21 protein-coding genes are annotated in these 23010 nt (G+C 64.4%); 7 read left to right on the top strand and 14 right to left on the bottom strand.

The genetic code is table 11. The features are described 5' to 3' along the window. Position 1: 1 nt before the first annotated feature. Both J5J83_RS23190 and J5J83_RS18535 read right to left on the bottom strand, forming a co-directional pair. A complete protein-coding gene (locus tag J5J83_RS23190) occupies positions 2-199 on the bottom strand; it encodes a PP0621 family protein (RefSeq protein WP_349251955.1) in 198 nt (65 codons plus the stop codon). A gap of 126 nt (positions 200-325) precedes the next feature. Beyond that, positions 326-1501: a pyridoxal phosphate-dependent aminotransferase gene (locus tag J5J83_RS18535; RefSeq protein ID WP_212351415.1), complete on the bottom strand. Its 1176-nt coding sequence runs from the start codon at positions 1499-1501 to the stop codon at positions 326-328. Positions 1502-1722: 221 nt separating this feature from the next. On the opposite strand from J5J83_RS18535, the gene mtnA reads away from it, so the two are divergent. From mtnA to J5J83_RS18520, 3 genes are read left to right on the top strand one after another with little or no spacing between them, the layout of a single operon-like run. Further along, positions 1723-2799 carry an S-methyl-5-thioribose-1-phosphate isomerase gene (mtnA, locus tag J5J83_RS18530; RefSeq protein WP_212351414.1) on the top strand — a complete coding sequence of 359 codons (1077 nt, stop codon included), beginning with the start codon at positions 1723-1725 and terminating at the stop codon, positions 2797-2799. Beyond that, complete coding sequence (locus J5J83_RS18525) at positions 2796-3455, top strand: class II aldolase/adducin family protein (RefSeq protein ID WP_212351413.1); 660 nt, start codon at positions 2796-2798, stop codon at positions 3453-3455. The genes mtnA and J5J83_RS18525 overlap by 4 nt, the downstream gene beginning before the upstream one ends. 31 nt (positions 3456-3486) lie before the next feature. Beyond that, on the top strand, positions 3487-5889 hold the full coding sequence (locus J5J83_RS18520) for an EAL domain-containing protein (RefSeq protein ID WP_212351412.1): 2403 nt from the start codon (positions 3487-3489) through the stop codon (positions 5887-5889). A 10-nt stretch (positions 5890-5899) separates the two neighbouring features. On the opposite strand, the gene J5J83_RS18515 is transcribed toward J5J83_RS18520, so the two are convergent. Both J5J83_RS18515 and J5J83_RS18510 read right to left on the bottom strand, forming a co-directional pair. Further along, on the bottom strand, positions 5900-6775 hold the full coding sequence (locus J5J83_RS18515) for an NAD(P)-dependent oxidoreductase (RefSeq protein WP_212351411.1): 876 nt from the start codon (positions 6773-6775) through the stop codon (positions 5900-5902). Beyond that, positions 6772-7653, bottom strand: coding sequence for an NAD(P)-dependent oxidoreductase (locus J5J83_RS18510; protein WP_212351410.1), 882 nt, complete (start codon positions 7651-7653; stop codon positions 6772-6774). Before J5J83_RS18510 ends, J5J83_RS18515 begins: the two co-directional genes overlap by 4 nt. Positions 7654-7749: 96 nt before the next feature. Here J5J83_RS18510 and ybiB point away from each other — a divergent pair, with 96 nt between their 5' ends. Beyond that, positions 7750-8667 carry a DNA-binding protein YbiB gene (gene ybiB / locus J5J83_RS18505; RefSeq protein WP_212351409.1) on the top strand — a complete coding sequence of 306 codons (918 nt, stop codon included), beginning with the start codon at positions 7750-7752 and terminating at the stop codon, positions 8665-8667. A gap of 82 nt (positions 8668-8749) precedes the next feature. Here the strand turns inward: ybiB and J5J83_RS18500 are convergent, their stop codons facing one another. Together J5J83_RS18500 and J5J83_RS18495 are read right to left on the bottom strand one after the other, a co-directional pair. Continuing rightward, positions 8750-9649 (bottom strand): pirin family protein, encoded by a 900-nt coding sequence (locus J5J83_RS18500; RefSeq protein ID WP_212351408.1) that lies wholly within the window; start codon positions 9647-9649, stop codon positions 8750-8752. Positions 9650-9693: 44 nt separating this feature from the next. After that, positions 9694-10293 (bottom strand): NAD(P)H-dependent oxidoreductase, encoded by a 600-nt coding sequence (locus tag J5J83_RS18495; protein WP_212351407.1) that lies wholly within the window; start codon positions 10291-10293, stop codon positions 9694-9696. 93 nt (positions 10294-10386) lie between these two features. Here J5J83_RS18495 and J5J83_RS18490 point away from each other — a divergent pair, with 93 nt between their 5' ends. Together J5J83_RS18490 and J5J83_RS18485 are read left to right on the top strand one after the other, a co-directional pair. Then, positions 10387-11301 (top strand): LysR family transcriptional regulator, encoded by a 915-nt coding sequence (locus J5J83_RS18490; protein ID WP_212351406.1) that lies wholly within the window; start codon positions 10387-10389, stop codon positions 11299-11301. A gap of 173 nt (positions 11302-11474) precedes the next feature. After that, the gene (locus tag J5J83_RS18485; protein ID WP_249116068.1) at positions 11475-11942 is read left to right on the top strand and encodes a disulfide bond formation protein B; all 468 of its coding nucleotides are present in this window, start codon (positions 11475-11477) and stop codon (positions 11940-11942) included. 41 nt (positions 11943-11983) lie between these two features. Here the strand turns inward: J5J83_RS18485 and J5J83_RS18480 are convergent, their stop codons facing one another. The 7 genes from J5J83_RS18480 to J5J83_RS18450 form a co-directional block, all read right to left on the bottom strand. Continuing rightward, positions 11984-12292 (bottom strand): PilZ domain-containing protein, encoded by a 309-nt coding sequence (locus J5J83_RS18480; protein WP_212351404.1) that lies wholly within the window; start codon positions 12290-12292, stop codon positions 11984-11986. 90 nt (positions 12293-12382) lie between these two features. Further along, on the bottom strand, positions 12383-12598 hold the full coding sequence (locus tag J5J83_RS18475; RefSeq protein WP_212351403.1) for a DUF2892 domain-containing protein: 216 nt from the start codon (positions 12596-12598) through the stop codon (positions 12383-12385). Next, on the bottom strand, positions 12595-15840 hold the full coding sequence (locus J5J83_RS18470) for an efflux RND transporter permease subunit (RefSeq protein ID WP_212351402.1): 3246 nt from the start codon (positions 15838-15840) through the stop codon (positions 12595-12597). Before J5J83_RS18470 ends, J5J83_RS18475 begins: the two co-directional genes overlap by 4 nt. 14 nt (positions 15841-15854) lie before the next feature. Then, positions 15855-16895 (bottom strand): efflux RND transporter periplasmic adaptor subunit, encoded by a 1041-nt coding sequence (locus J5J83_RS18465; protein WP_212351401.1) that lies wholly within the window; start codon positions 16893-16895, stop codon positions 15855-15857. Positions 16896-16976: 81 nt separating this feature from the next. Beyond that, positions 16977-17366 (bottom strand): CbiX/SirB N-terminal domain-containing protein, encoded by a 390-nt coding sequence (locus J5J83_RS18460; RefSeq protein ID WP_212351400.1) that lies wholly within the window; start codon positions 17364-17366, stop codon positions 16977-16979. A 27-nt stretch (positions 17367-17393) separates the two neighbouring features. Further along, positions 17394-18194 carry a tRNA threonylcarbamoyladenosine dehydratase gene (locus J5J83_RS18455; RefSeq protein WP_249115779.1) on the bottom strand — a complete coding sequence of 267 codons (801 nt, stop codon included), beginning with the start codon at positions 18192-18194 and terminating at the stop codon, positions 17394-17396. Between the two features lie 68 nt (positions 18195-18262). Next, complete coding sequence (locus J5J83_RS18450) at positions 18263-19231, bottom strand: MBL fold metallo-hydrolase (protein ID WP_212351399.1); 969 nt, start codon at positions 19229-19231, stop codon at positions 18263-18265. Between the two features lie 116 nt (positions 19232-19347). Here J5J83_RS18450 and J5J83_RS18445 point away from each other — a divergent pair, with 116 nt between their 5' ends. Beyond that, entirely contained in the window at positions 19348-20505 is a 1158-nt protein-coding gene (locus J5J83_RS18445; protein ID WP_212351398.1) for a PatB family C-S lyase, read from the top strand. On the opposite strand, the gene J5J83_RS18440 is transcribed toward J5J83_RS18445, so the two are convergent. Then, positions 20489-23008, bottom strand: a complete 2520-nt coding sequence (locus J5J83_RS18440) for an EAL domain-containing protein (protein ID WP_212351397.1) — start codon at positions 23006-23008, stop codon at positions 20489-20491. The genes J5J83_RS18445 and J5J83_RS18440 overlap by 17 nt on opposite strands. Between the last annotated feature and the right edge of the window lie 2 nt (positions 23009-23010).

Below are 23010 nucleotides of genomic sequence, written 5' to 3'. Positions count from 1 at the left end.
TTCAGCCTCCCCGGCCCGTGTCACCCTGTTGACGATGCGCCTCGCAACAGTAGAAGCCGCTGCCGTCGCGCACGCCTTCGCTCTCCGGCACATGTACGCCACAATGGGCGCAGGCCAGTACGCGTTCCGGCTCATCGAGCCGGTCCTGCCTCCTCGCTTTCCGCGCGGCATCGCCCATGCGCTGCAGGGCACGACGCACCCACCAGATACCACCCAGAACCAGCAAGAAGATCAGCAGATTGCGCACGATGGACAGGAATGACGGGCAGATGAAGAGGCTTTGCAGTTTACCACGCGCGTCGTGCGAACCGGCGCCGCATCCGGTTCAGCGCCCGGCCATCGGCTCGACGCCCCGAAGGCGCTCGCAGGCAGCAGAGAGCGTGGCCTCGTTCTTGGCGAAACAGAAGCGGATCACCCCTTCGTCACGCCCGTCGGCGAAAAACGCCGACAACGGAATCGCCGCCACGCCGACATCGCGCGTCAGCCAATTGCAGAAATCGGTATCGGGCCTGTCCGACAGCGCGCGGTAGCGCGCGAGCTGGAAGTAGGTGCCATGCGACGGCAGCAACTCGAATCCGGAGCCGGCCAGCGCATGGCAGAAATGATCGCGCTTGGCCCGATAGAAGGCCGACAGTCGCAGGTAGCGCTCGGCGTCGGCCATGTAGTCGGCCAGCGCCAGTTGCACCGGCGTATTGACCGTGAACACGTTGAACTGATGAACCTTGCGAAACTCTGCCATCAACTCGCGCGGCCCCACCACGTAGCCCACCTTCCAGCCAGTGACGTGATAGGTCTTGCCGAAACTCGACACCACGATGCTGCGTGCAGCCAATTCCGGATGTGCGGCACACCCACGATGCGGCTGGTCGTCGAACACGATGTGTTCGTATACCTCATCCGACACCACAATGATGCCGCTGCCGCGTGTCAGCGCAGCCAGTTTGGCCAAATCGTCGGCGGACCATACAGTTGCGGTCGGGTTGTGCGGCGAATTGATCATGATCATGCGCGTCCGCGGCCCGATGGCTGCCGCCACCGCAGCCCAGTCAGGACGATAGTCCGGCGCCCGCAACTGCATGCGCACAAGCTTTCCGCCGGCCAGTTCGACTGCGGGGCCATAAGCGTCGTACACGGGCTCGAACACGATGACTTCGTCCCCTGCATGCACCAGCGCCGCCACCGCGGTGAACAGCGCCTGGGTGGCGCCAGCGGTAACCGTGACCTCGTGTTCGACGTCGTAAGCCGTGCCATACAGGGCTTCGACCTTGCGCACGATCGCTTCGCGCAGCGGCAGACAGCCCGCCATCGGCGCATATTGATTGGCCCCGGCATGCATCCAGTGCGAAACCCGATCGAACAAGGCGTCTTCGGCGTTGAAGTCCGGGAAACCCTGCGACAGGTTGATGGCGCCGGTGTCCTGCGCCAGGCGCGACATCACGGTAAAGATGGTCGTCCCCACCGCCGGCAGGCGGGATTGGAGTGGAGCGGGAAAGTGCGGCATGAGCGTCCGGACAGATGGGCATTGGTCGTTTCCGCATTCTCGCAGAGCGGCCGAAGATGGCAAGCGTCATCCCGAAACGAAGCCGGACTTGCGAAGACGTCCGAGGACTGGCACATTCCGAGCCTTAACTTGCCCTTGAGAGCAGGAGAAAGGGGTCTGCAGCGTCTGCATGCGGCAATTTCACCGCGACAAACCGGGATCAGGCTCCCATCATCCACACCATGTTTGTGCAACCCGTTCCAACGCTGTGCCGCGATGGCGACAGCTTGCTGATCCTCGACCAGACCGCGCTGCCGTGGCAGCGCAGGCAGGTCCGTCTGCGCACCCTCGACGAGGTCGCGCATGCAATCCGTTCGATGCAGGTCCGCGGCGCGCCGCTTATCGGGGCAACAGCCGCCATGGGCCTTGCCCTCGCACTGACACGTGACGGCGCCGAAGACACAACACTCAACCACGCCCTTGCCCTGCTCGCCGCCACCCGCCCCACCGCGGTCAATCTGCACTGGGCACTGCAAAGCATGGCTAGCCGCCTGAGGCCGTTGCCTGCAGCGCAACGCGTGACAGCGGCGTGGGCGGCGGCGAGCGCGATCTGTGCTGATGATGCGGCCACTTGCGAGGCGATCGGTGAGCACGGACTGGCCCTGCTGCGCACACACCCTGCCCAGGGCGGACGCCCGCTGCGGGTGATGACCCACTGCAATGCCGGCTGGCTGGCGACCCTCGGCGCGGGCACCGCACTCGCGCCGGTCTATGCCGCCCACGGCGCCGGCATAGACATCGAAGTCATCGTCAGTGAAACCCGTCCGCGCAACCAGGGGCTGCTCACCGCGTGGGAGCTGCGCGAGGCGGGGGTACCGCACCTGTTGATCGCCGACAACGCCGCAGGTCACCTACTGATGCATGGCGAAGTGGATGTCGTGATCACCGGCGCCGACCGCATCGCCGCCAACGGTGACAGCGCCAACAAGGTCGGCACGCTGCTCAAGGCGCTGGCCGCGCGTGCAGCAAACGTGCCTTTCTATATCGCTGCGCCCCACTCGACACTCGATCTCGCCTGCGCCGATGGCGCGGCCATCCCGATCGAGGACCGCGGCGCCGCCGAGGTCTGCAGCGTGACCGGTCCGGGCGCCCAGGAGGACGGTCATCCCGTGACCGTGCAGCTGGCGCCGCCCGGCACCCGTACCGCGAACCCAGCCTTCGATGTCACGCCGGCCGCATTGATCTCGGGCATTATCACCGAACGCGGGGTCATCGCACCCTCGGATCTGCGCGCCGCCTATGCCGGGGTCAACGCGTGAGCGTGACCGAAACCGGCTTGCGCGACGAATTGCTCGCAACCGCGATCGCGATGGGCGAGGCGGGGCTCAATGTCGGCACCTCGGGCAATGCCAGCGTGCGCTGGAATAAGCGCATCCTCATCACGCCCAGCGGTATCGCCGCCACGGCCTGCACGGCCGCGGACATGGCCGAACTGGATAGCAGCGGTACCAGCAGGGGACCGCTGGCGCCTTCGTCCGAATGGCAGTTGCACCGCGATATCTATGCCGCCTTTCCGCAGGCAGGCGCCATCGTGCACGCTCACGCCCCCTTTGCGACAGCTCTCGCCTGTCAGCGCAGGGGCATCCCCGCCTTCCACTACATGATTGCGCGCTTCGGCGGCACCGACGTCCGCTGCGCGCCCTACGCCACATTCGGTACGCAGGCCCTTTCCGATCGCGTCGTTGACGCATTGACCGGTCGCAGCGCCTGCCTGCTGTCGAACCATGGCATGGTCGTATACGGGCGCGATCTCGCCCATGCACTGGCGCAGGCGATCGAGTTCGAGACCTTGTGCGAACAGTATTGGCGCACGCTGCAACTGGGCGAACCGGTATTGCTCTCGGCTGCGGAGATGGCCGACGTGATCGAGCGCTTCCGCTGGTACGGTCGTCCGCGCGCGGATGCACGCTCGTGAGCGACATGGTGCCAATGGCAGCAGCGCCACGATGACCCTCAAGATGAAGCGGCCGTCCCTGTTACCGGTGTTGGCCTCGCTGGCACAACTGGGACTGCCGGTGATCGTTTTCATTGCCCTGTGGTCCGTCATCGGCGAGGTTGAACGCCAGGCCCACGAGATGGAGCAAGCCCAGGGCATTTCAAGGTTTCAGCGCGCCGCTGCGCAACAGGTCGAACGCATACAGCGTGAGCTGGACACGCCCGCAGGGCGCAGGATCGTCGACCCGCAATCTTTCGTGCCCGGCCTGCTCGGCAATCGCCGCGACGCGCGAGACGTCAGCATCGAGATCATCGACCTGGCCGGCAGCCACCCGACACCGATCTATCAGGATCCCGACCTGCGCCCGGCGGCGATGATGTACGTAGAGCAGATCCGCGTCGGGCAGCAGCACTGGCTCGTCGAGGTCTCTCCGCTTGCCGGACACTACCTGCTCAAGCCCAGCGCGTCGGTGGAGACGCTGCGCTGGGGGGGCCCCCTCATCGGTTTTCTGGGCGCTGCGCTGGTCATCCTGCTGCAGTCGCGCAGCCGCAGCGTCAGGCGGCAAGTGCTACGCCAGACCAGTGCGCTCGAACACATGAACCACCAACTCGAGCGCAGCAACAGCGCCCTGCAGGCCGAGATTGCCCGCAGCACGGAGGCCGAACGCAGCCTGCGCAACACCACGACCCTGCAGCGGGCCATCCTTGACGGGTCGGAGTACGCCATCGTGTCGACCGATCCTGAGGGATTGATCGAGCTGTTCAACCCCGCAGCCGAGAGGATTTTTGGATGGAGGGCGGCCGAAGTCTGTGGTCGTGCGACCCCCGTACTGCTCTATCCGGCGGAAGAGGTCGACCGCCTCGAGCGCATGCATGGAAAGGGATTCCTGGCCCTGGTCGGAGACGCCCGCGACGGCATCGTATCCACGCAGCAAGAGCTCACCTTGCGCCGCAAGAACGGCGAGACCTTCCCTGCCAGCCTCTCGGTATCACCACTGCACGGTCCGGATGGGACCATTCGGGGCTACCTCGGCATCGCCAGCGACATCGGCGAACGCAAGGCGGCCGAATCCCGCATCCGCTTTCTCGCCCACTACGATGCGTTGACCGAACTGCCCAACCGCAACTACTTGGGCCAGCGCCTGAGCGATGCCCTCGAGCGCTGCAAACGCCAGGACAGGCAGCTCGCCCTGCTCTTTCTCGATCTCGACCGGTTCAAATACGTCAATGATTCTCTCGGCCATCAGGCCGGAGATCTGCTGCTGCAGGCCGTCTCTCGACGCTTCATGAGCTGCGTCCGCGCTGACGACACCGTGGCTCGCACCGGCGGCGACGAATTCGTCATCCTGCTGCCGTCGCTGCACGACCGCGGCCGGGTCGTCGAAGTCGCGAGCAGGATCCTCGCCGCCCTGAGAGATCCATTTGACATTCGCGGACAGCGCCTGACCATCTCGCCCAGCATCGGCATTGCTATCTACCCCGACGACGGCGCCGACGCGGAAACCCTCATCAAGCATGCCGATGCCGCGATGTACCAGGCCAAAGAAGCCGGTCGCAACGCCTATCGATTCTTCGATCAGCAACTGTCGCGCCGCGCCTCGGAACGCCTCATGATCGAGAACGAACTGCGCCTCGCGCTCGAACGCAAGGAGTTCGTGCTGTATTACCAGCCGCAACTCGATGTCGCGAGCGGCGAGATTACCGGCATGGAAGCGCTATTGCGCTGGCAACACCCGGAACGCGGACTGGTGCCGCCTGACGCGTTTATCCCGATCGCGGAAGACTCCGGCCTGATCGTGCCCATCGGCGACTGGGTATTGCGCACCGCGTGCGCACAGGCCCACGCCTGGCGCGTCTCCGGCCTGATCGAGGTCCCCGTCGCGGTCAATCTGTCGGCACGCCAGTTCGACCAGCCCGACCTGCCCGCGCAGATCGCCAGCGTGTTGCAGGCCACCGGCCTGCCGACCCATTGTCTTGAGCTCGAGCTCACCGAGAGCCTGGTGATGCGCGACCCCGAACGGAGCTCCGACACGCTCAGCCGGTGCAAGGCGCTGGGGGTCTCGATCGCGGTGGACGACTTCGGGACCGGCTACTCCAGCCTCGCCTACCTGAGGCGCTTTCCGATCAATCGCCTGAAGATCGACCGCTCCTTCATCAAGGACATCGTCGACGAGCCCGACGATGCGGCCATCGCGCAGACGATCATCGCCATGGCCCACAGCCTGCGCCTGAGCGTTGTCGCCGAAGGCGTCGAGCGACTCGACCAGCTGCGCCTGCTGCAACACTGGCAATGCGACATGTACCAGGGATTTCTGTCCAGCCGCCCCTTGCCCGGTGACGCCCTGACCGCACTGCTCAAGGGCATGCGCGCGGCCGGCGTCACAGAGCTGGCGCCGCCCGTGCCGCAGCACTGAGCGCGCGCACTCAGTCCGTGCGCCGGGTTTCCTCCAGCACCCGCAGCAGGCTCGCGGTATCGTCGCCCCCCATACCGGACGCCATCAGCGCGTTGAGTTGCTGCCACACCTGCGCCGCCACCGGCAGCGGAACGCCCAGCGTCACGGCTTCGTGCATCAGGATGCCGAAGTCCTTGTGGTGCAGGCGGGCTTCGACGCCCGCAGCGAAATCACGACGCACCATGCGTCCGCCCATCAGGTCGAGCATGCGTGATGCGGCCGAGCCACCCATCAGCGCCTTCCGTACCGCGCCGACATCGACGCCATGGGCTCTGGCCAGATGCATGGCCTCGGCACACGCCTGGATGGCCGACACCATGACCATCTGGTTGCACGCCTTGGCCACCTGACCGGCGCCCGCGGGTCCGACATGCACGATGCGCGTGCCCAGCACCTCGAGCAGCGAGCGCACGCGTTCGAGCGTCGCCTCGTCACCGCCCACCATGATCGCCAGCGTGGCGTCGAGCGCGCCCTGCGCACCGCCCGACACCGGCGCATCGAGCCAGCCGACGCCGATGCCCGCGCAATGTGCGGCCATGCGACGCGCCGTTTCCGGCGCAATGGTGCTCATGTCGACGTGGATCGCGCCGGCGGCAAAGCCTTGCGCCAGGCCATCCCGGCCCGTGATCAGCGCCTCAACGTCAACGCTGCCGGTCACGATGCTGATCACGATCTCGCTGCGCGCCGCCAGCGCAGCGGGGGTCGCGCATACCGCAACGCCTTCGCGCGCCAGCACTGCAGCGGACTCGGGGCGCCGCGCCCACACCGCCAGCGCATGCCCGGCGGCCATCAGGTGACGTGCCATGGGCATGCCCATGGCCCCGAGACCGACCAGTCCAACCTTCATTCACCGCTCCCGCCACTCATGCGCTCGAGCAGCTTGAGCATGGCGATCGAATCGTCCTCGCCCAGCCCGCTGCCTACCATCGCATTGAACATCTGCGCGGTAGCCGCCGACGAAGGCAGCGCCAGGCCAAGGCGATGCGCCTCCTCAAGCACGATACGCATGTCCTTCTGGTGCATCCAGGCCTTGAAACCGGGGCGGAAATTTCGATCCAGCATGCGCTGGCCGTGATTTTCGAGGATGCGCGAATAGGCGAAGCCCCCGAGCAGTGCCTCACGCACCTTCGCCGCATCGACGCCACTGCGGGTGGCAAAGTTGAGCGCCTCGGCCACGGCCGCGACGCCGACGCCGGTCAGGATCTGGTTGCATGCCTTGGCGACCTGGCCCGCACCGGCATCGCCGATAAGCGTCACCGACTTGCCCATGGCTTCGAACACCGGCCTGATCTTCTCGAACGCCGCCGCATCGCCGCCAGCCATGATGGTGAGCGAACCTGCAATGGCGCCGACCTCGCCTCCCGACACCGGCGCATCGATCATGTCGACGCCGCGCGCCTTGAGTGCGGCCGAAATCGCCTGCGCGGCAGCCGGTGCAATCGTGCTCATGTCGGCATGGACATGACCAGCACGTGCGCCTTCGGCCACACCGCCGACACCCAGCGTGACCTGTTCGACGTCCGGTGCATCGGCCACCATACTGATGGTCACCGACGCACGGCGGGCGACATCCGCCGCGCTGGCACAATCACCGGCGCCGGCATCCAGCAAGGGCTGCATCGACTCGCGGCGCCGGCTCCACACGTGCACCGTATGCCCTGCCTTGATCAGGTTCAGGGCCATGGGGCGGCCCATCAGGCCCAGTCCGATGAATCCGACTTCCATCTTGTTTCGCGCTCCGTGAGAAATTCGCATGAAATCACACCGCGGACAGTCCGCAACCCTACCGCAAGCGGCAAGGGCAGCGGATAATCCCGCCGTATGAACTGTGCTCCCATGATCAAGGAAATCGGGCGTGGCGCCAAGGGCGCGCGCTCACTCGAGCGCGATGCCGCCACCGCGCTCTTCAGTGGCATGCTCGATGGCAGCGTGGCCGACCTCGAGCTCGGTGCGATCCTGATCGCATTGCGCATCAAGAGCGAATCGCTCGACGAGTTGCTCGGCTTCAAGCAGGCCATGGATGCGCAAGGGGCGCAGATCGAGGTGCCACCCGGCCCACGATGCGTGGTCCTGCCGACTTACAACGGCGCGCGTCGTCAACCCAACCTGATGCCGCTCGTCGCCCAGTTGCTCGCGCGCGCAGGCGTGCCGGTGCTCATCCAGGGCCGCCACGACTTCGAAACCCGGGTCAGCCCTTTCGAATTGCTGGCCGCATTGGGAACCGTCCCGGCACGCGACCCCGCGGAGGCCGGTGCGCAGCTGGCAACGCACAGACTGTCGTGCATCCAGGTAAGCGCGCTGCTGCCCGGTCTCGACAGACTGCTCGCACTGCGGCAGCGCATGGGCGTTCGCAGCAGCGCACATACGATGGCCAAATTGCTCGACCCCTGCCGCGGCCGTAGCGTCAGAGTGGTCGCGGTCACGCACCCGGAATACCTGGAGCGTATGGACGAATTCCTGCGCGCCGACGGTGGACACGCCATGCTGTTGCGCGGAACAGAGGGTGAGATCTACGCCAACCCGAGGCGCTGCCCCGAGATGAAGGTGTACGTCGACGGTGTGGCGCGCATCGGCGTTGCCGGCGAAGAAGGTGGCGCGCCCCCGCTCTCCGGCCTGCCGGACAGCCCGTCCATCGCCGACAATGTGGCAGTCGTCCAGGCCATGCTCGCCGGTCGGCAGCCGATTCCCGACCCCATTCTGCAGCAGGTCCGGGCGCTGGAGGCGCTGGCGCGGGCCTGAGCAGACCGGCGGCGCGATTCGGTGAGCTTGGGCAAACGCGACCAGTGCCGGCCGCAGAGCGCGGATGCGTACGCATCCGCGTTCATGCGTCGGCGGGGTCGCCCAGCCGTCCCTCGCGGAAATCGCGCAAGGCCTGATAGATTTCCTGCTCGGTGTTCATCACGAACGGGCCATATTGTGCGATTGGCTCGTTCAGTGGCCGGCCGGCGATGAGCAGCAAGCGCGCCGGCACTTCACTGCGGATCACGACGCCATCGGCGCCGTCGTCCTGCGCCAGGATGGCCATGCGTTGCGCAGCCACCACCGTGCTGCCGATCTCCACCTCACCCCGATAGACGTAGGCAAAGACAGTGTGTGCGGCCGGCAGCGCCTGGGTAAAGGTGGCACCCGCATCAAGGTGGATGTCGAGATACAGTGGCGCCGTGGCATCCCGCGTCACCGCACCCTTCACGCCATGACTGGTGCCGGCAATGACGGTCACCGCCGCGCCATCTCCGGTCTCGAACCGGGGTAGCTCCGCAGCGCCGAAATCGCGATACCACGGCGGGCACAGCTTGTCGCGGGCGGGCAGGTTCAGCCACAACTGAAAACCCTCCATCACACCTTCTTCCTGCTGCGGAATTTCGGAGTGGATCACGCCGCGACCGGCCGTCATCCACTGCACACCGCCGTTTTCCAGCAAGCCTTCATGGCCCGCGCTGTCGCGATGCCGCATGCGACCTGCGATCATGTAGGTAATGGTCTCGAAACCGCGGTGAGGATGATCGGGAAAGCCGGCGATATAGTCGTGCGGATTGTCGCTGCCGAAGGCGTCGAGCATCAGGAAGGGGTCCAGCCGCCGCTGCAGCGGCTGGGTCAGAACACGGGTGAGCTTGACCCCTGCGCCGTCGGAGGTCGGATGCCCGGTGACCAGTTGCTCGACCGTGCGCGGCTGCAGCACGATCTCGGCATCTAAGGCCGGGCGAATATTGTCAGTCTTCATGTCGTCTTCCCCTGTCGCTCGGGGGCAATCCGCCCCCCTCATGCTCAGCCCAGTACCTGGGCGATTTCAGCCTCGGCGTCAGCCATTGCCTGCTGAGCGGCATCCGGCCCCATCGAGAATCCCTCGGCGAAGATGAACTCCACATCGGTCATACCAAGGAAGCCCAGGAAAGCCTTCAGGTGGGGCACCTGCGAATCCAGCTCGGTGCCACGATAGCGGCCGCCACGCGCCAGCGCCACATAAACCTTCTTGCCCTTGACCAGCCCTTCAGGCCCATTCTCCGTGTAGCGGAACGTGACGCCGGCACGGGCCACGGCATCCACCCAGGTCTTGAGTTGAACCGGGATACCGAAGTTGTACATCGGCACACCAAGCACGAGCACGTCGGCCGCCTGCAACTCGGCGATCAGGGCGTCGTCCAGTGCGGCACGCGCGGCCTGCGCCGGCGTACGCTTGTCGGCCGGGGTGAACAAGGCACCGAGTGCAGCCTCGTCAAGAACCGGATGCGGGTTCGTGGCCAGATCGCGGATCGTCAGTTGGGCCGTCGGCGACGCCGCAAGCAGGCGCTCGACGATCGCATTGGCGACACGGGTGGAGTTTGCACCTTCACTGCGGGCGCTGGCATTGATCTGGAGGATGTTCATCTTGTGCTCCTTCATGAGTGGTTTCGATGGATGCACTCTATTCCTGAACAATCATGCCGATAAGACCTCAAATCGGATAAGATTATCCCGAAAATGGAACAATTTGACGCCAATGACCTGTTAATCTTTGCCCGAGTAATCGAGTTGGGCAGCTTCAGCCGCGCCGCAGACCGGATCGGCCTGCCAAAGTCGACCGTGTCGCGCCGCATCAACCTGCTCGAGGAGCGCCTCGGCGAGCGCCTGATCCAGCGCACGACGCGCAGGCTGCAACTGACCGAATTCGGCCAGGCCCTGCTCGAACACGCACGCCAGGTCGCAGCGGAAGTCGAGGCGGTGCAAAGCTTCGCCGCACACCGGCAGGCACAGCCGAGCGGGCGTTTGCGGGTGTCGATGCCGAGCGATTTCGCTACGTTGCTGCTGACCGACATGCTGGGCGCGTTCGTCGGACTTCATCCGGCCATCTCACTGGAACTCGACCTGTCGCCGAGACGGGTCGATCTGCTCGGCGAAAAATTCGATCTCGCAATTCGCATCGGCGAACTTCCCGAAGACAGCCTGCTTGCCGCACGCCGACTGGCCACCACCACCAACGGCCTGTATGCCGCGCCAGACTATCTCGCCGGCCACGGCACCCCTGAAGCGCCTGCCGAATTGCCGTCGCACTCCGCGCTGCGCCTTCTGGGTGGCAATGGCGAGCCGGTAAAATGGACCTTGCAGCGCGGCGAGGAACGACTGCAGATCATGCCGGCCGGCCGCATCACGGCGAACTCGCCCGAATTGCTCATTCGCATGGCACGCGCGGGGGCCGGGATTGCGGCCGTGCCCGATTACTTTGCCGCGCCCTACCTGCGCCGAGGCGAATTGCGCCGGGTTCTGCCGGACTGGTGCTTGCCGTCGAACACAGTATGGGCCGTGTTCCCCGGGCGACGGCTGATGCCGGCGAAAACACGCGCTTTCATCGACATGCTGATCAGCGCACTGCCCGGCGAGTCGTTGTCCGGCAACTGACACGCCGCAGCTGAACCGGTTGTTCAGCCAAGCATCCGGCAGCGGGCAACGGAACTTTCTGCCGCGAATGATTACGAAGCGTCGCTGCACACGAATCACCTACAATCCCGCTTTTTCAAGCCTCGTCCCGGAACAACCCGATGCCCCTGTCCAGAACCCCCTTCCGCCCCTTGATGTTCGGGCTCTTCGCCCTGTGCGCCGCCATGCTCGGTTTCGGCCTCTACCTGCAACTCGTGGTGGGCCTGCACCCGTGCCCGATGTGCATCATGCAGCGCTATGCACTGGTCGCAGTCGGCCTGATCGCGCTTGTTGGCGGTCTGCATGGGCCGCACAGCTGGGGTCAGCGCGTCTACGCAATACTGATTGGCGCGAGTGCCGTCGGGGGCGCGGGCGTGGCCGCAAACCAGAGCTGGCTGCAGCTTCACCCACCCGGCATCGCCGAATGCGGCCCCGGTCTGGAGTACCTGATGGAGAGCTTCCCGCTCACGGAAGTGTTGCCGATGCTGTTCCGCGGTGCCGGCGATTGCAGCGCGATCGACTGGACCTTTCTCGGATGGTCGCTGGCCAATTGGTCACTGCTCAGCTTCAGCGCAATCCTGTTGCTTTCCGTGTGGCTGCTGCTACGCCGCAGACAAGGCTGAGCGCACGGTGCCGCAGACACTGGGCAACAGCATCGACGCCATCATCCCACCACGCGCACGATGGCACCGCCGATTTCGTACCGTCCGTCACCCAGCGCATGGCAGCGCATGACCTTCAGCCGGGTGACCAGCGGCGGACGTTCCACCCGCTCGCTGGGCGACATGACTGCAACCTCGATCACCTCATATTCGCCGGGTACGTAGGCGGCACGAAGGGTCATGCCGCCCACGCCCAGTTCCACACACTCGGCAACAATCGATTGTCCGCCGGCAAGCAGAATCGCGGCGGAACACCCGAGTGGGATGCGCCGGTCAAGGCGCCGATCTGGAGGCGAGGCATGATCGTTCATGAAAGACGGCCCGGTCTGAATGGAAACAGCGCGATTGTAGCGCCCCGACAGTCCCTCCGTGCGACGACCGTTTACAGCGCAGGGGAATCATCAATACCGATCCTTGACGCCCAGCTTGTGCAAGATGTTCTCCAGCGGGCACAAGCCAGTAAATCCGCTCTGGAACAGGTTTGCGCCGACGAAGACCGTAAACCACAGGAAATTCCTGTTCACAAAGAGCGGCGAGGCCTCTACGCCGAGTGCGAGCGAAATCAGCACAAAAGCGCCAGCAAAAATGCGCACGTACTGGTTGGTGGTGAGTTTCATGCGGATTCTCCCGTCAGTTGGGGCAGACGCTTGCGCATCGCCGCGAAATACAGCACCGGGATCACGACCAGGGTGAGCACGGTAGATACGAACACGCCGAAAATGAGGCTCAGCGCCAGACCGTTGAAGATCGGATCATCGAGGATGAAGATGGCGCCAATCATCGCCGCCAGACCGGTCAGCCCGATCGGCTTGGCACGCACCGCCGCGGCGCGAATGACCGCCTCGCCGAATTCGACACCTTCACGCACCTGCTGATTGACGAAATCCACCAGCAGAATGGAGTTGCGCACGATGATGCCGGCAAGCGCGATCATGCCGATCATCGAGGTCGCGGTGAATTGAGCCCCGAACAGCGCATGTCCGGGCATGACCCCAACCAGGGTGAGCGGAATCGGCGCCATGATGATCAGCGGCACCAGATAGCTGTGAAACTGCGCCACCACCAGCAGATAGATCAGGATCAATCCGACGGCGTAGGCCAGTCCCATGTCGCGGAAAGTTTCGTAAGTGATCTGCCATTCGCCATCCCACTTCAGCTGATAACCGGCGTACGGGTCGGACGGGGCATGAATGAACCATTCGCCCAGTGTGCCCGCCAGCCCCGGCGCACCCGCAAGCGCCATGTCCTTGACCTTGCTTCGAATATCGAACATGCCATAGAGCGGGGAGTCGAGATTGCCCCCCATGTCGCCCGTGACATACACGACCGGCAGCAGATCCTTGCGATACAGGATCTGTTCGCGCCGCGTCTCGGCAACCTCGACCAGTTCGGATACCGGAACCAGCACACCCGAACGAGCGCGAACCTTCATCGCCAGCAGCGACGACACATCGGATTGACGGGTCGCCGGCAACCGGATGCGCACCGGGATCTCGTACTTGTTGTCGCCACCGTGGACCGGCGTGACATCCTCACCCGCGAGACCGAGTCTGACCACCTCGACGATATCCGACTGCGAGACGCCCATGCGGGCGGCCTTTGCCTGGTCGACACGCAAGACCAACTTGGGCGCCGCCTCGTCGATCGAATCATCCACGCCCACGATATCCGGCGTGCCCTCGAACTCGGCCCGCACGCGCTTCGCAGCCTCGATCTGACCCGCGTAATCGGGACCGTAGATCTCGGCCACGATGGGCGACATCACCGGGGGGCCCGGCGGGACTTCGACGACCTTGGCATTGCCGCCATTGCGCAGCGCAATCGCGGTCACTCGGTCGCGTACTGCAACGGCAATCTCGTGGCTCTTGCGGCTTCGGTGCGCCTTGTCGACGAGGTTTACCTGAATATCGCCCTGCTCGGGCGCGCTGCGCAGGTAATACTGACGCACCAGACCATTGAAATTGATCGGACTCGCGGTGCCGGCATAGGCCTGCCAGTCGGTCACTTCGTCTACCGTCGCAAGCTCGGCGCCGATTTCACGCAACACGCGCGCCGTTTCTTCCACCGGCGTGCCGACCGGCATGTCGAGCACGACCTGAAACTCGCTCTTGTTGTCAAAGGGCAGCATTTTCATCACCACCAACTGGAACACCGGCAGTGCCAGGGATCCGCCGACCAGCGCCAGCACGATCAGCCACAGGCGCAGGCGCGCCCGCCCACCAGTGCGCGTGTCGAGCATCGGTGTCATGATGCGGCGGAAGATGCCGTCGAGCCTGCGTGTCAGCCTGTCTCCACCTTCATCGTGATGCGCGTCGACCGACTTGAGCAGCTTCTGCGCCAGCCACGGTGTGACGATGAACGCCACCGCCAGTGAGATGAACATGCCCATCGACGCGTTGATCGGAATCGGGCTCATGTAAGGCCCCATCAGCCCCGTCACGAACGCCATCGGCAACAATGCGGCAATCACGGTGAAGGTTGCAAGAATGGTCGGACCGCCCACCTCGTCGACAGCCTTCGGAATCAGTTTCCACAGCGGCGTATCCGGCTCGAGCGTATGCCAGCGGTGAATGTTCTCGACCACGACGATGGCGTCATCGACCAGGATGCCGATCGAGAAGATCAGCGCAAACAGGCTGACCCGGTTGAGCGTGAAGCCCCATGCCCACGATGCAAAAAGGGTGGCCGCCAGCGTGAGCGATACAGCAATACCGACAATGATCGCCTCGCGCCGCCCAAGCGCAAAAAACACCAATGCCACGACGGCGGCGGTGGCGAACGCGAGCTTGCCAATGAGCTTCTGCGCCTTGTCGTTCGCCGTCTGGCCGTAATTGCGGGTCACACTGAACTCGACACCATCCGGCACCAGCGATCCGTGCAGCGCGGTCATGCGCTGGATCACCGCATCGGCGACATCGGCGGCATTGGCGCCCGGCTTCTTGGAAATCGACAGCGTCACCGCCGGGAATACCCCTGCCTGGCCCGTCTTGTCAGCAGCGCCGGTTCCAAACCACACATAGCTGGAAGGCTGCTCGGGACCGTCGTCGACCGTGGCCACATCGCGCAGATAGACCGGCCTGCTATCGGTCACCCCGACCACCAGTCTGCGCACGTCCTCGGCCGACTCGAGATAAGTGCCCGTTTGAACCAGCACTTCGCGATTGTCGCTTACCAGATTGCCGGCCGGCTGCGAGGCATTCGCCAGTTGCAATGCCGCGCGCAGATCCTGAGCGGTCACATGGTGGGCATTCATGCGCTCGGTATCGAGCATCACCCGTATGACGCGCCCCGGCCCCCCAATCGTGGTGACGTCACGCGTACCCTTCAGCCGCTTGAGCTCGAGTTCGGCGGCGCGTGCCACCTGTTTCAGGTCGAAGGCCGCGCGCTCGACATCCGCTGTCCACAGCGTCAGGCTCACGATGGGCACATCATCGATGCCCTTGGGCTTGATCAGCGGCTCCCCCACGCCAAGCTGCGGTGACAGCCAGTCGCGGTTGGAGTGCACGGTATCGTACAGGCGCACCAGTGCGGTCTGGTTGGGCACGCCAACTTCGAACTGCACGGTGATCACGGCCATGCCGGGGCGCGACACCGAATACACGTGCTCGACCCCTGCCATGCGCGACAACACCTGCTCGGCCGGACGGGAGACCAGTGCCTCGACATCCTGCGCGGAGGCCCCTGGAAACGGCACGATGACATTGGCCATGGTGACGTCGATCTGCGGCTCCTCTTCCTTGGGCGTGACCAGCGTGGCGAACAGGCCGGCGAGCAGGAGAACGATGGCGATCAGCGGCGTCAGGGCATTGCGCTGAAAGGCGGCCGCGATGCGACCGGACAAGCCGAGAGATGCGCTCATGTCCGCCCGCCTGCTCAATGCCGGCCCGCGGCGCTGACCGCGATGCCAGCCCGCACGGGATCGAGCGCGATGGTTTCACCGCTGCGTAGTCCGGCCAGCACCTCGACGCCGCCCTCGCTTCCGGCGGCTTCGCCCAGACGCAGCTGGCGCAAGCCGAAGCCGCCTTTGCCGTCGGCCACATAGACTGCGGTCAATTCACCACGCCGCAGGATGGCAGTGGATGGCACGACGAGACGCGCCTGCGCGGCGGATGAAAAGTGCACGCGGGCAAAGCTGCCGGGCAGTACATCCTCGGAACCGGCGGGAAGTTCCACCCGGACCTGCACGGTGTGCGTGCGTGCGTCCGCAGCCGGCAGCACGGTGACGGCGGCAGCGTCCACCCAGCGTCCGATATCGGGCAGCTCGATTCGGGCTCGGAATGGCGGCTTACCGAGTTCGGACAGGCGCTGCTGGGACAGATCGACCACCGCACGCAGCGCCGACGGGTCGTACAGCGTGAGCAGCGCGGTTCCGGGCTGTGCCATTTCACCGGCATCGACATGACGCTCGGCCACCAGACCGGACAGCGGCGCCACGATTCGGGTGTAACCCTCAACGGTCGACGCCTGTCCACGCCCGGCCTGCGCGCTGCGCAGTTGCGCATCGGCCGCATCCAGCGCAGTACGCGCCTGATCGAGCGCCGACTGGCTGACGAACTTGCGCTCGAACAGACTGCGGGTGCGTTCGTAATCGCTTATCGCCTTGATCCTGACCGCCTCGGCCTGGGCCACACCGGCTTGCGCGCCGGCCACGGCCTGGCTTGCCTCCGCAGCATCGATACGCAACAGCACATCGCCGCGCTGGACTCGATCACCCGCATCCACCCGCATCTCGACAATTCGGCCGGAAACCTGCGCGGCAAGCGTGGCCTGACGAACAGCCTCTATGGTGGCCTCGGCGGGCTGGGAGGTCCCGACCGGACGGGACTCGATCAACAGGGTCGGCACGTCCGCCTGTGCCAGTGCCGTAGTGCACAGGAGGGCGGACAACAGGAAGGGGACGGTAAGCTTGGTCATGTATATAAGTATATTCTTATAATTAAGACCGTCAAGCATCCCGCCCGTCCAGGTCAGCCACGCACCACACCAGCGAAGCGCTCAGTCGAGCGCGATCAGGGCGTACTCCGCAATGGCGTCAATGACGCGCGGGGCCTCACCGACCGCCGTGCCCAGACGAAACTCGCACGCTGGGTGACGCTGCCGTGCGGCGTCGATCAATACTGGCAGATCACGCTTCAGATGACCGCCCTGGGCAAGGAACACAGGCACGATGGTAATCCGCGTAACGCCACGTGCGACCAGCGCATCGACGGCAAGATCGAGGGTCGGGTGCATGAATTCGAGAAAAGCCAGTTCGACCTGCTGGTCGCCCGCCTGCTCGAGCATTCTCTGGCGAATGCGCTGCATCGGCCCCGCCCACTCCGGGTCGCGTGCGCCATGTCCAAACAGGATCACCCCCCTGCTTGTCGCCGTCGTGTCGTGGTTCATGGAGATTTCCGTTTGCTGTAAGTGGCTTCAGACCACAGTCTCGAGCAAATGATTCAGCGCCCGGGCCGAGACGAACAAGCCGACGCTTGCCGTCATCGCCATGCTCGAACCGTAACCGGCACACGCCAGCCCTTGCGGACCCCTGCCTGTCTCGCAAGCGGCGGCGGAAGGGTAGCGCAGCGGCTCGCATGAATAGACCGCCTCGATGGCGAATTTTCGCCGTGGATCACGTGGAAAGCCATGAACCTTTCGCAGCTGTGCCCGCACTTTGGCCAGTAACGGATCCTGCTCGGTTCGTGACAGATCATCCACCCGGATGCGCGTCGGGTCCGTCTTTCCCCCCGCCCCTCCAGCCATGATCAGGGCCATACGGTGCTGCCTGCAATGCGCCGCCATGGCGACCTTGGCGCGCACGTTGTCGATGGCATCGACGATCAGGTCGAACCCGGCGAGCAAATCGGCGACGTTCTCGGGGGTCAGAAAATCGTCTATTGTCGTCACCTGGCACACGGGATTGATGTCGAGGACACGCGCGCGCATGGCAAGGACCTTGGCCTGCCCCAGCGTGGAATCCAGCGCATGCGCCTGCCGGTTGATGTTCGACTCCGCCACGTGATCGAGGTCGATCAGCGTCAGATGGCCGATGCCACTGCGCGCCAGCGCCTCGACCACCCACGACCCGACCCCCCCGATGCCCACCACACAGACCGAAGCCGACGCCAGGCGTGGGAGCGCCCGGTCACCATACAGGCGGGCAACGCCGCCGAAGCGACGCTCGAGATCAACCTCCGTGGCGGACATGGGAGATACGGCAGCGGCAGACTGCATGGCATGGCTCTTCTATGGGAGGAAGACGGATTTTACGCCAGCACCCGCCATTGACTGCGTGCCTCGCCTCAATGGCTCAACACCTCCTCGACACGCAGACTGTCGAGCCATACGCCCAGCCCCTGGGCATTGAGCTCGAGGTCCATGCGCAACAGCTCCAGGGCGTCCTCTTCACCAAGGGCCCAGTGCTGACGCGCCGTTTCCTCGCGCACGATCTGCTCCAACCCGGCAAGAATTTCCACATGGCGCGCAACGCCATCTCCGCGCGCGGCCTGCGCAACCGCAACCTGGGTATCGATGAGACGATGCAGGTCGCCGGCCAGACGCTCGACATCGGTCACGCGGCTGTAATGCGTGAGGTACATCGCGCGTGGTTCAAACCCCATCATGCGATCAATCGACTCGTGCATCGCTGCCGGATCGAATTGCGACGGCGTTGTGGTCGGGAAAATGAACGCTCGACCATCCACATCGAGTTCGCGGTAGGAAATGCCGAAAATGTCTCCAGTGAAGAACACATGGGCGAGGCAATCCCAGATAGCGACGTGGTGACGGGCATGCCCCGGTGCATCGATCAGGCGCAAGCGCCGCGCGCCCAGCGGCAACTCGAGCCCGTCATCGGCGACAACAATGCGCGACGCGGGCACCGGCACCAGCCGGCCGTACAAGCGAAAGGTCTGCTCGGCACCATAAACCGCCGATGCACCCTCCCACAGCCGCGACGGATCCTCCATATGCCGGGCACCGCGCGGATGCACCACCAGTCTGGCGTTGGGCAAGGCACACATGAGACTGCCCGCGCCTCCCGCGTGATCGAGGTGGATATGTGTCAGCACCACCCAATCCACCGCCCCGGGTGCAATGCCAAGGCTTGCCAGCGCACTCAGGATGCGCGGAACCGAGGCGTTGGACCCGGTATCGATCACCGCGGCCCGGCCACTATCAACAATCAGGTGCACCGCGGCCACTCGCGGCCGGTCACCATAACCCGAGTCGACGGCATGAATGCCATCTGGATTCACTGTAATATCGTTCATGATCAGCGTCCCGTCTTCTTCTCGTTATTTCGCGCAATTGTATCCACACTGCGCGATACGTGATGCATGACAAACCTCACGTTACACTCCTCGCTCCAGCGCCAGCAGCCACGAACATGACCTTCAATTTCGACAGACCACACGATCGCACAGCCGTTCCCGGTGAAAAATGGGGCCGCTACGCAGGGCGCGACATTTTGCCACTCTGGGTGGCCGACATGGACTTCGCCGCACCGCCAGCCGTGATCGACGCACTGCATCAGCGCATCGATCACGGCATCTTCGGTTACACCGAAGCCTGGCCGTCGCTCAATGCCGTGGTCATCGACGCCATCGCCAATGACCACGGCTGGCAGGTCGAGTCCGAATGGCTGATCTGGTTACCCGGCGTGGTGACCGGCTTCAATCTCGCCTGCCGGGCCGTTGGCGAAGCGGGTGACAGTGTCTTCACCGCCACGCCAATCTATCCTCCTTTCCTGTTCGCGCCCGACAACAGCGAACGCAAGCTGCTCACCTGCCCGCTCGAACTCGAAGACGGACGCTGGCAATGGAACCGCGAAGCGACGGAGGCCTCGCTGGGCGCGCGCACGCGGCTGTTCATGCTATGCAATCCGCACAACCCTGTTGGCCGTGTATTCGATCGCGACGAGCTGACGTGGATTGCCAATCTCGCCGAAAAACGCGACATGGTGATCTGCAGCGATGAGATTCACTGTGGCCTGGTACTCGACGAACATCGTCCACATATTCCGATTGCCGCGCTCGACAGCGCGGTGGCCCGCCGCACGATCACCTTGATGGCGCCGTCCAAGACCTGGAACATTCCCGCGTTGTACGCATCGTTTGCGATCATTCCCGACGCCGAGCTGCGCCGGCGCTTTCGGCGCGCAATGCGCGGCATCGTGCCACAAGTGAACGTCCTCGGCATGGTGGCCGCAGAAGCAGCCTATCGTGACGGCGACACCTGGCGCAGGGCATTGCTCGACTATCTGCGCGGAAACCGGGCCCGCGTGCTCGAAGCGGTTGCCACCATGCCGGGTTTGCGTACGACCAGCCCGGAGGCAACCTGTCTGGCCTGGATCGATTGTCGCGACAGCGGGATCGACGACCCCGCGGCCTTTTTCGAACATGCCGGGGTGGGCTTGTCGGATGGCAAGGGATTCGGGCTTCCGGGCTTCGTCAGACTGAATTTCGGCTGCCCCCGCGCCACACTGGACGAGGCACTCTCGCGCATGTCCGATGCGCTGGCCGAGCACGCTATGCGGATGCGATGAGGCCCGCGCGCAGGAAACGGCGCTCGAATTCGCTGGCCGACACCGGCGGACTGCAGGCATAACCCTGCCAACAGCCGCACCCGATCGACTTCAGTAGCGCCAACTGCGCTTCGGTTTCGACGCCTTCGGCCTGGACGGCGATCTCGAGCGCCTTGGCCATGGCGACGATGGCCGAGGCAATGGCCAGGTCATTGCTGCCCTTGGCAAGATCCTTGACGAAACTGCGGTCGATCTTGAGCTTGTCGATGGCAAATCGCTTCAGGTAAGCAAGGGAAGAGTAACCGGTCCCGAAATCGTCTATGGCCAGTCTCACGCCTTGATGCTTCAGCAGATCGAGCAATTGCGCGGCCTTCTCACCCTGCTGCATCAGACTGCTCTCGGTCAACTCGATCTCCAGCCGCTGCGGCGCAAGGCCGGTCTGCGCGAGCACACGCAGCAACATTGATCCGACGTCCTGCCGGCGCACCTGTTCCACCGAGAGATTGACCGACACGGACGGCAGCAGCAGCCCGGCCGCATCCCAGCGGCAAACCTGTCGACAGGCCTCTCCCAGCACCCATTCGCCAAGCTGGACGATGAGTCCGGTCTCCTCGGCTATCGGGATGAAGTCGGCAGGCGCGATCATGTCCTCGCCGGGGGGCTGCCAGCGCACCAGCGCTTCGGCGCCAAGCAGATGCCCGGCTTCCATCGACAGCACCGGCTGATAGAACACGACGAATTCGCCATTGCCGAGCGCCCGTCTGAAACGCGTTTCAAGGTCCAGACGCCTGAAGGCAAATCGTGTCAGATCTTCGGTGTAGAACTGGTAGGTGTTGCGGCCCTGTTGCTTGGCGCGGTACATCGCGGCATCGGCATTGCGCACCAGCGCCATATGGTCGTCGGCATCATCGGGATAGAGGCTGATGCCGATGCTCGCATGCATGAAAACCTCCTGACCATGGTCGAGCACGAACGGCTCGGTCAAGCCTTCGATCAGGTTATGGGCCACGAGCGCAGCCGCTGCCGGCGCGTCGACGTGCTCGAGCAGTATCATGAATTCATCGCCACCCAAACGTCCGAGCGTGTCCTCCTCGCGCAGGCGGGTACGCAAGCGCGCACCGACCGCACGCAGGAGCGCATCACCGGCCTGGTGCCCCAGACTATCATTGATGGTCTTGAAGCGATCGAGATCGAGGCATATCGCCGCAACGTGCCCCCTCCTGCGCCGCGCGACTTCAATCGCGTGCTCGAGCCGAGACATGACCAATAGCCGATTGGGCAGGTCGGTGAGCGGATCATAGTGCGAGAGGTGGCTCAGTCGGGCCTCGGTCTGTCTGAGCTTGCTGATATCTGTGAACACTCCGACATAGTTGGTGACTTCACCCGCTTCGTTGCATACGGCACTCAGCGTCAACCATTCGGGATAGAGCTCGCCATTCTTGCGACGGTTCCAGAGCTCACCCTGCCACCGTCCAGTCTGAAGCAGCGTCGCCCACATGGTCTGGTAGAAGCCGCGGTCATGACGCCCGGAACTCAGGAAGCGGGGATTGCGCCCCATGCTGTCGTCGCGCGTATAGCCGGTAAGCTCCGTGAAGGCCTGATTGACAGAAACGATCGCCCCCTCGAGATCGGTGATCAATACGCCGTCGTGGGTGCTCTCGATGACAGCGGAATGAAGGCGCAAACGCTCTGCAATCGCTTTCAGTGCGGTGCGCTCACGCACCAGTTCGGCCTGGCGAAAGGCACTGTCTATGACCAGCGGCAACTCGTTGAGGTAGCCCTCGCGCTTGATCAGATAGTCCGACACCCCCAGACGCAAGGCTTGCGCCACCGACTCCTCGCACCCTTGGCCCGTAACGATCACGATCGGAATGTCGAGCCCGAGATCGCGGCGCAGGGCCTTGGTCAGATCAAGCGCATTCATGCCCGGCAGCGCATAGTCGAGCAGCAGCAGGTCATAGCTCGCCACATCGCGCCCCGCGCTGAGCCGGTCGATGACAGCCTTGGTGCCACGCACCAGGTCGAATCGAAGGTGTGGCGCCGATTGCGCAAGCTTGCGCAATGTCATCTCGGCATCGAACGGGTATTGCTCGGCATAAAGGACGTGAATCGGACGCCGATGGCCTAGCGGCTCCTCGCGGGCTCGCGCAATCGCAAACCTGATCGTGCCCGCAAGCCGTGCGAGATAGTCCGCCCCCTTTACCAGATAGTCGTCAGCCCCCGACTTGAGCGCCGCCACGGCTGCCGATTCGTCACCCGAGCCGGTCAGGACGACGAAAGCCGGTCCAAGCCCGCGCCCGCGCACGATGCCGAGCAACTCCATCCCGCTGCCATCAGGCAGGGACAGATCGGCGAGCACGATGTCGAAGGCGCCATCGTGCTCCAGGGCACGCAGGCCCTCCGCCAGCGTGCCCGCAACGCTCACCCTGGCCTTCGGCAGATCGTGCGCCAAGGTCCGCCTCACCAGATCGGCGTCGACCGGATTGTCTTCGATGTACAGCAGTCGAATCACGTTATCTGGCATGC

The organism is Azoarcus sp. L1K30 (genome assembly GCF_018122735.1).
GTDB lineage: Bacteria > Pseudomonadota > Gammaproteobacteria > Burkholderiales > Rhodocyclaceae > Parazoarcus.
This window is presented reverse-complemented; position numbering and strand designations above follow the sequence as displayed.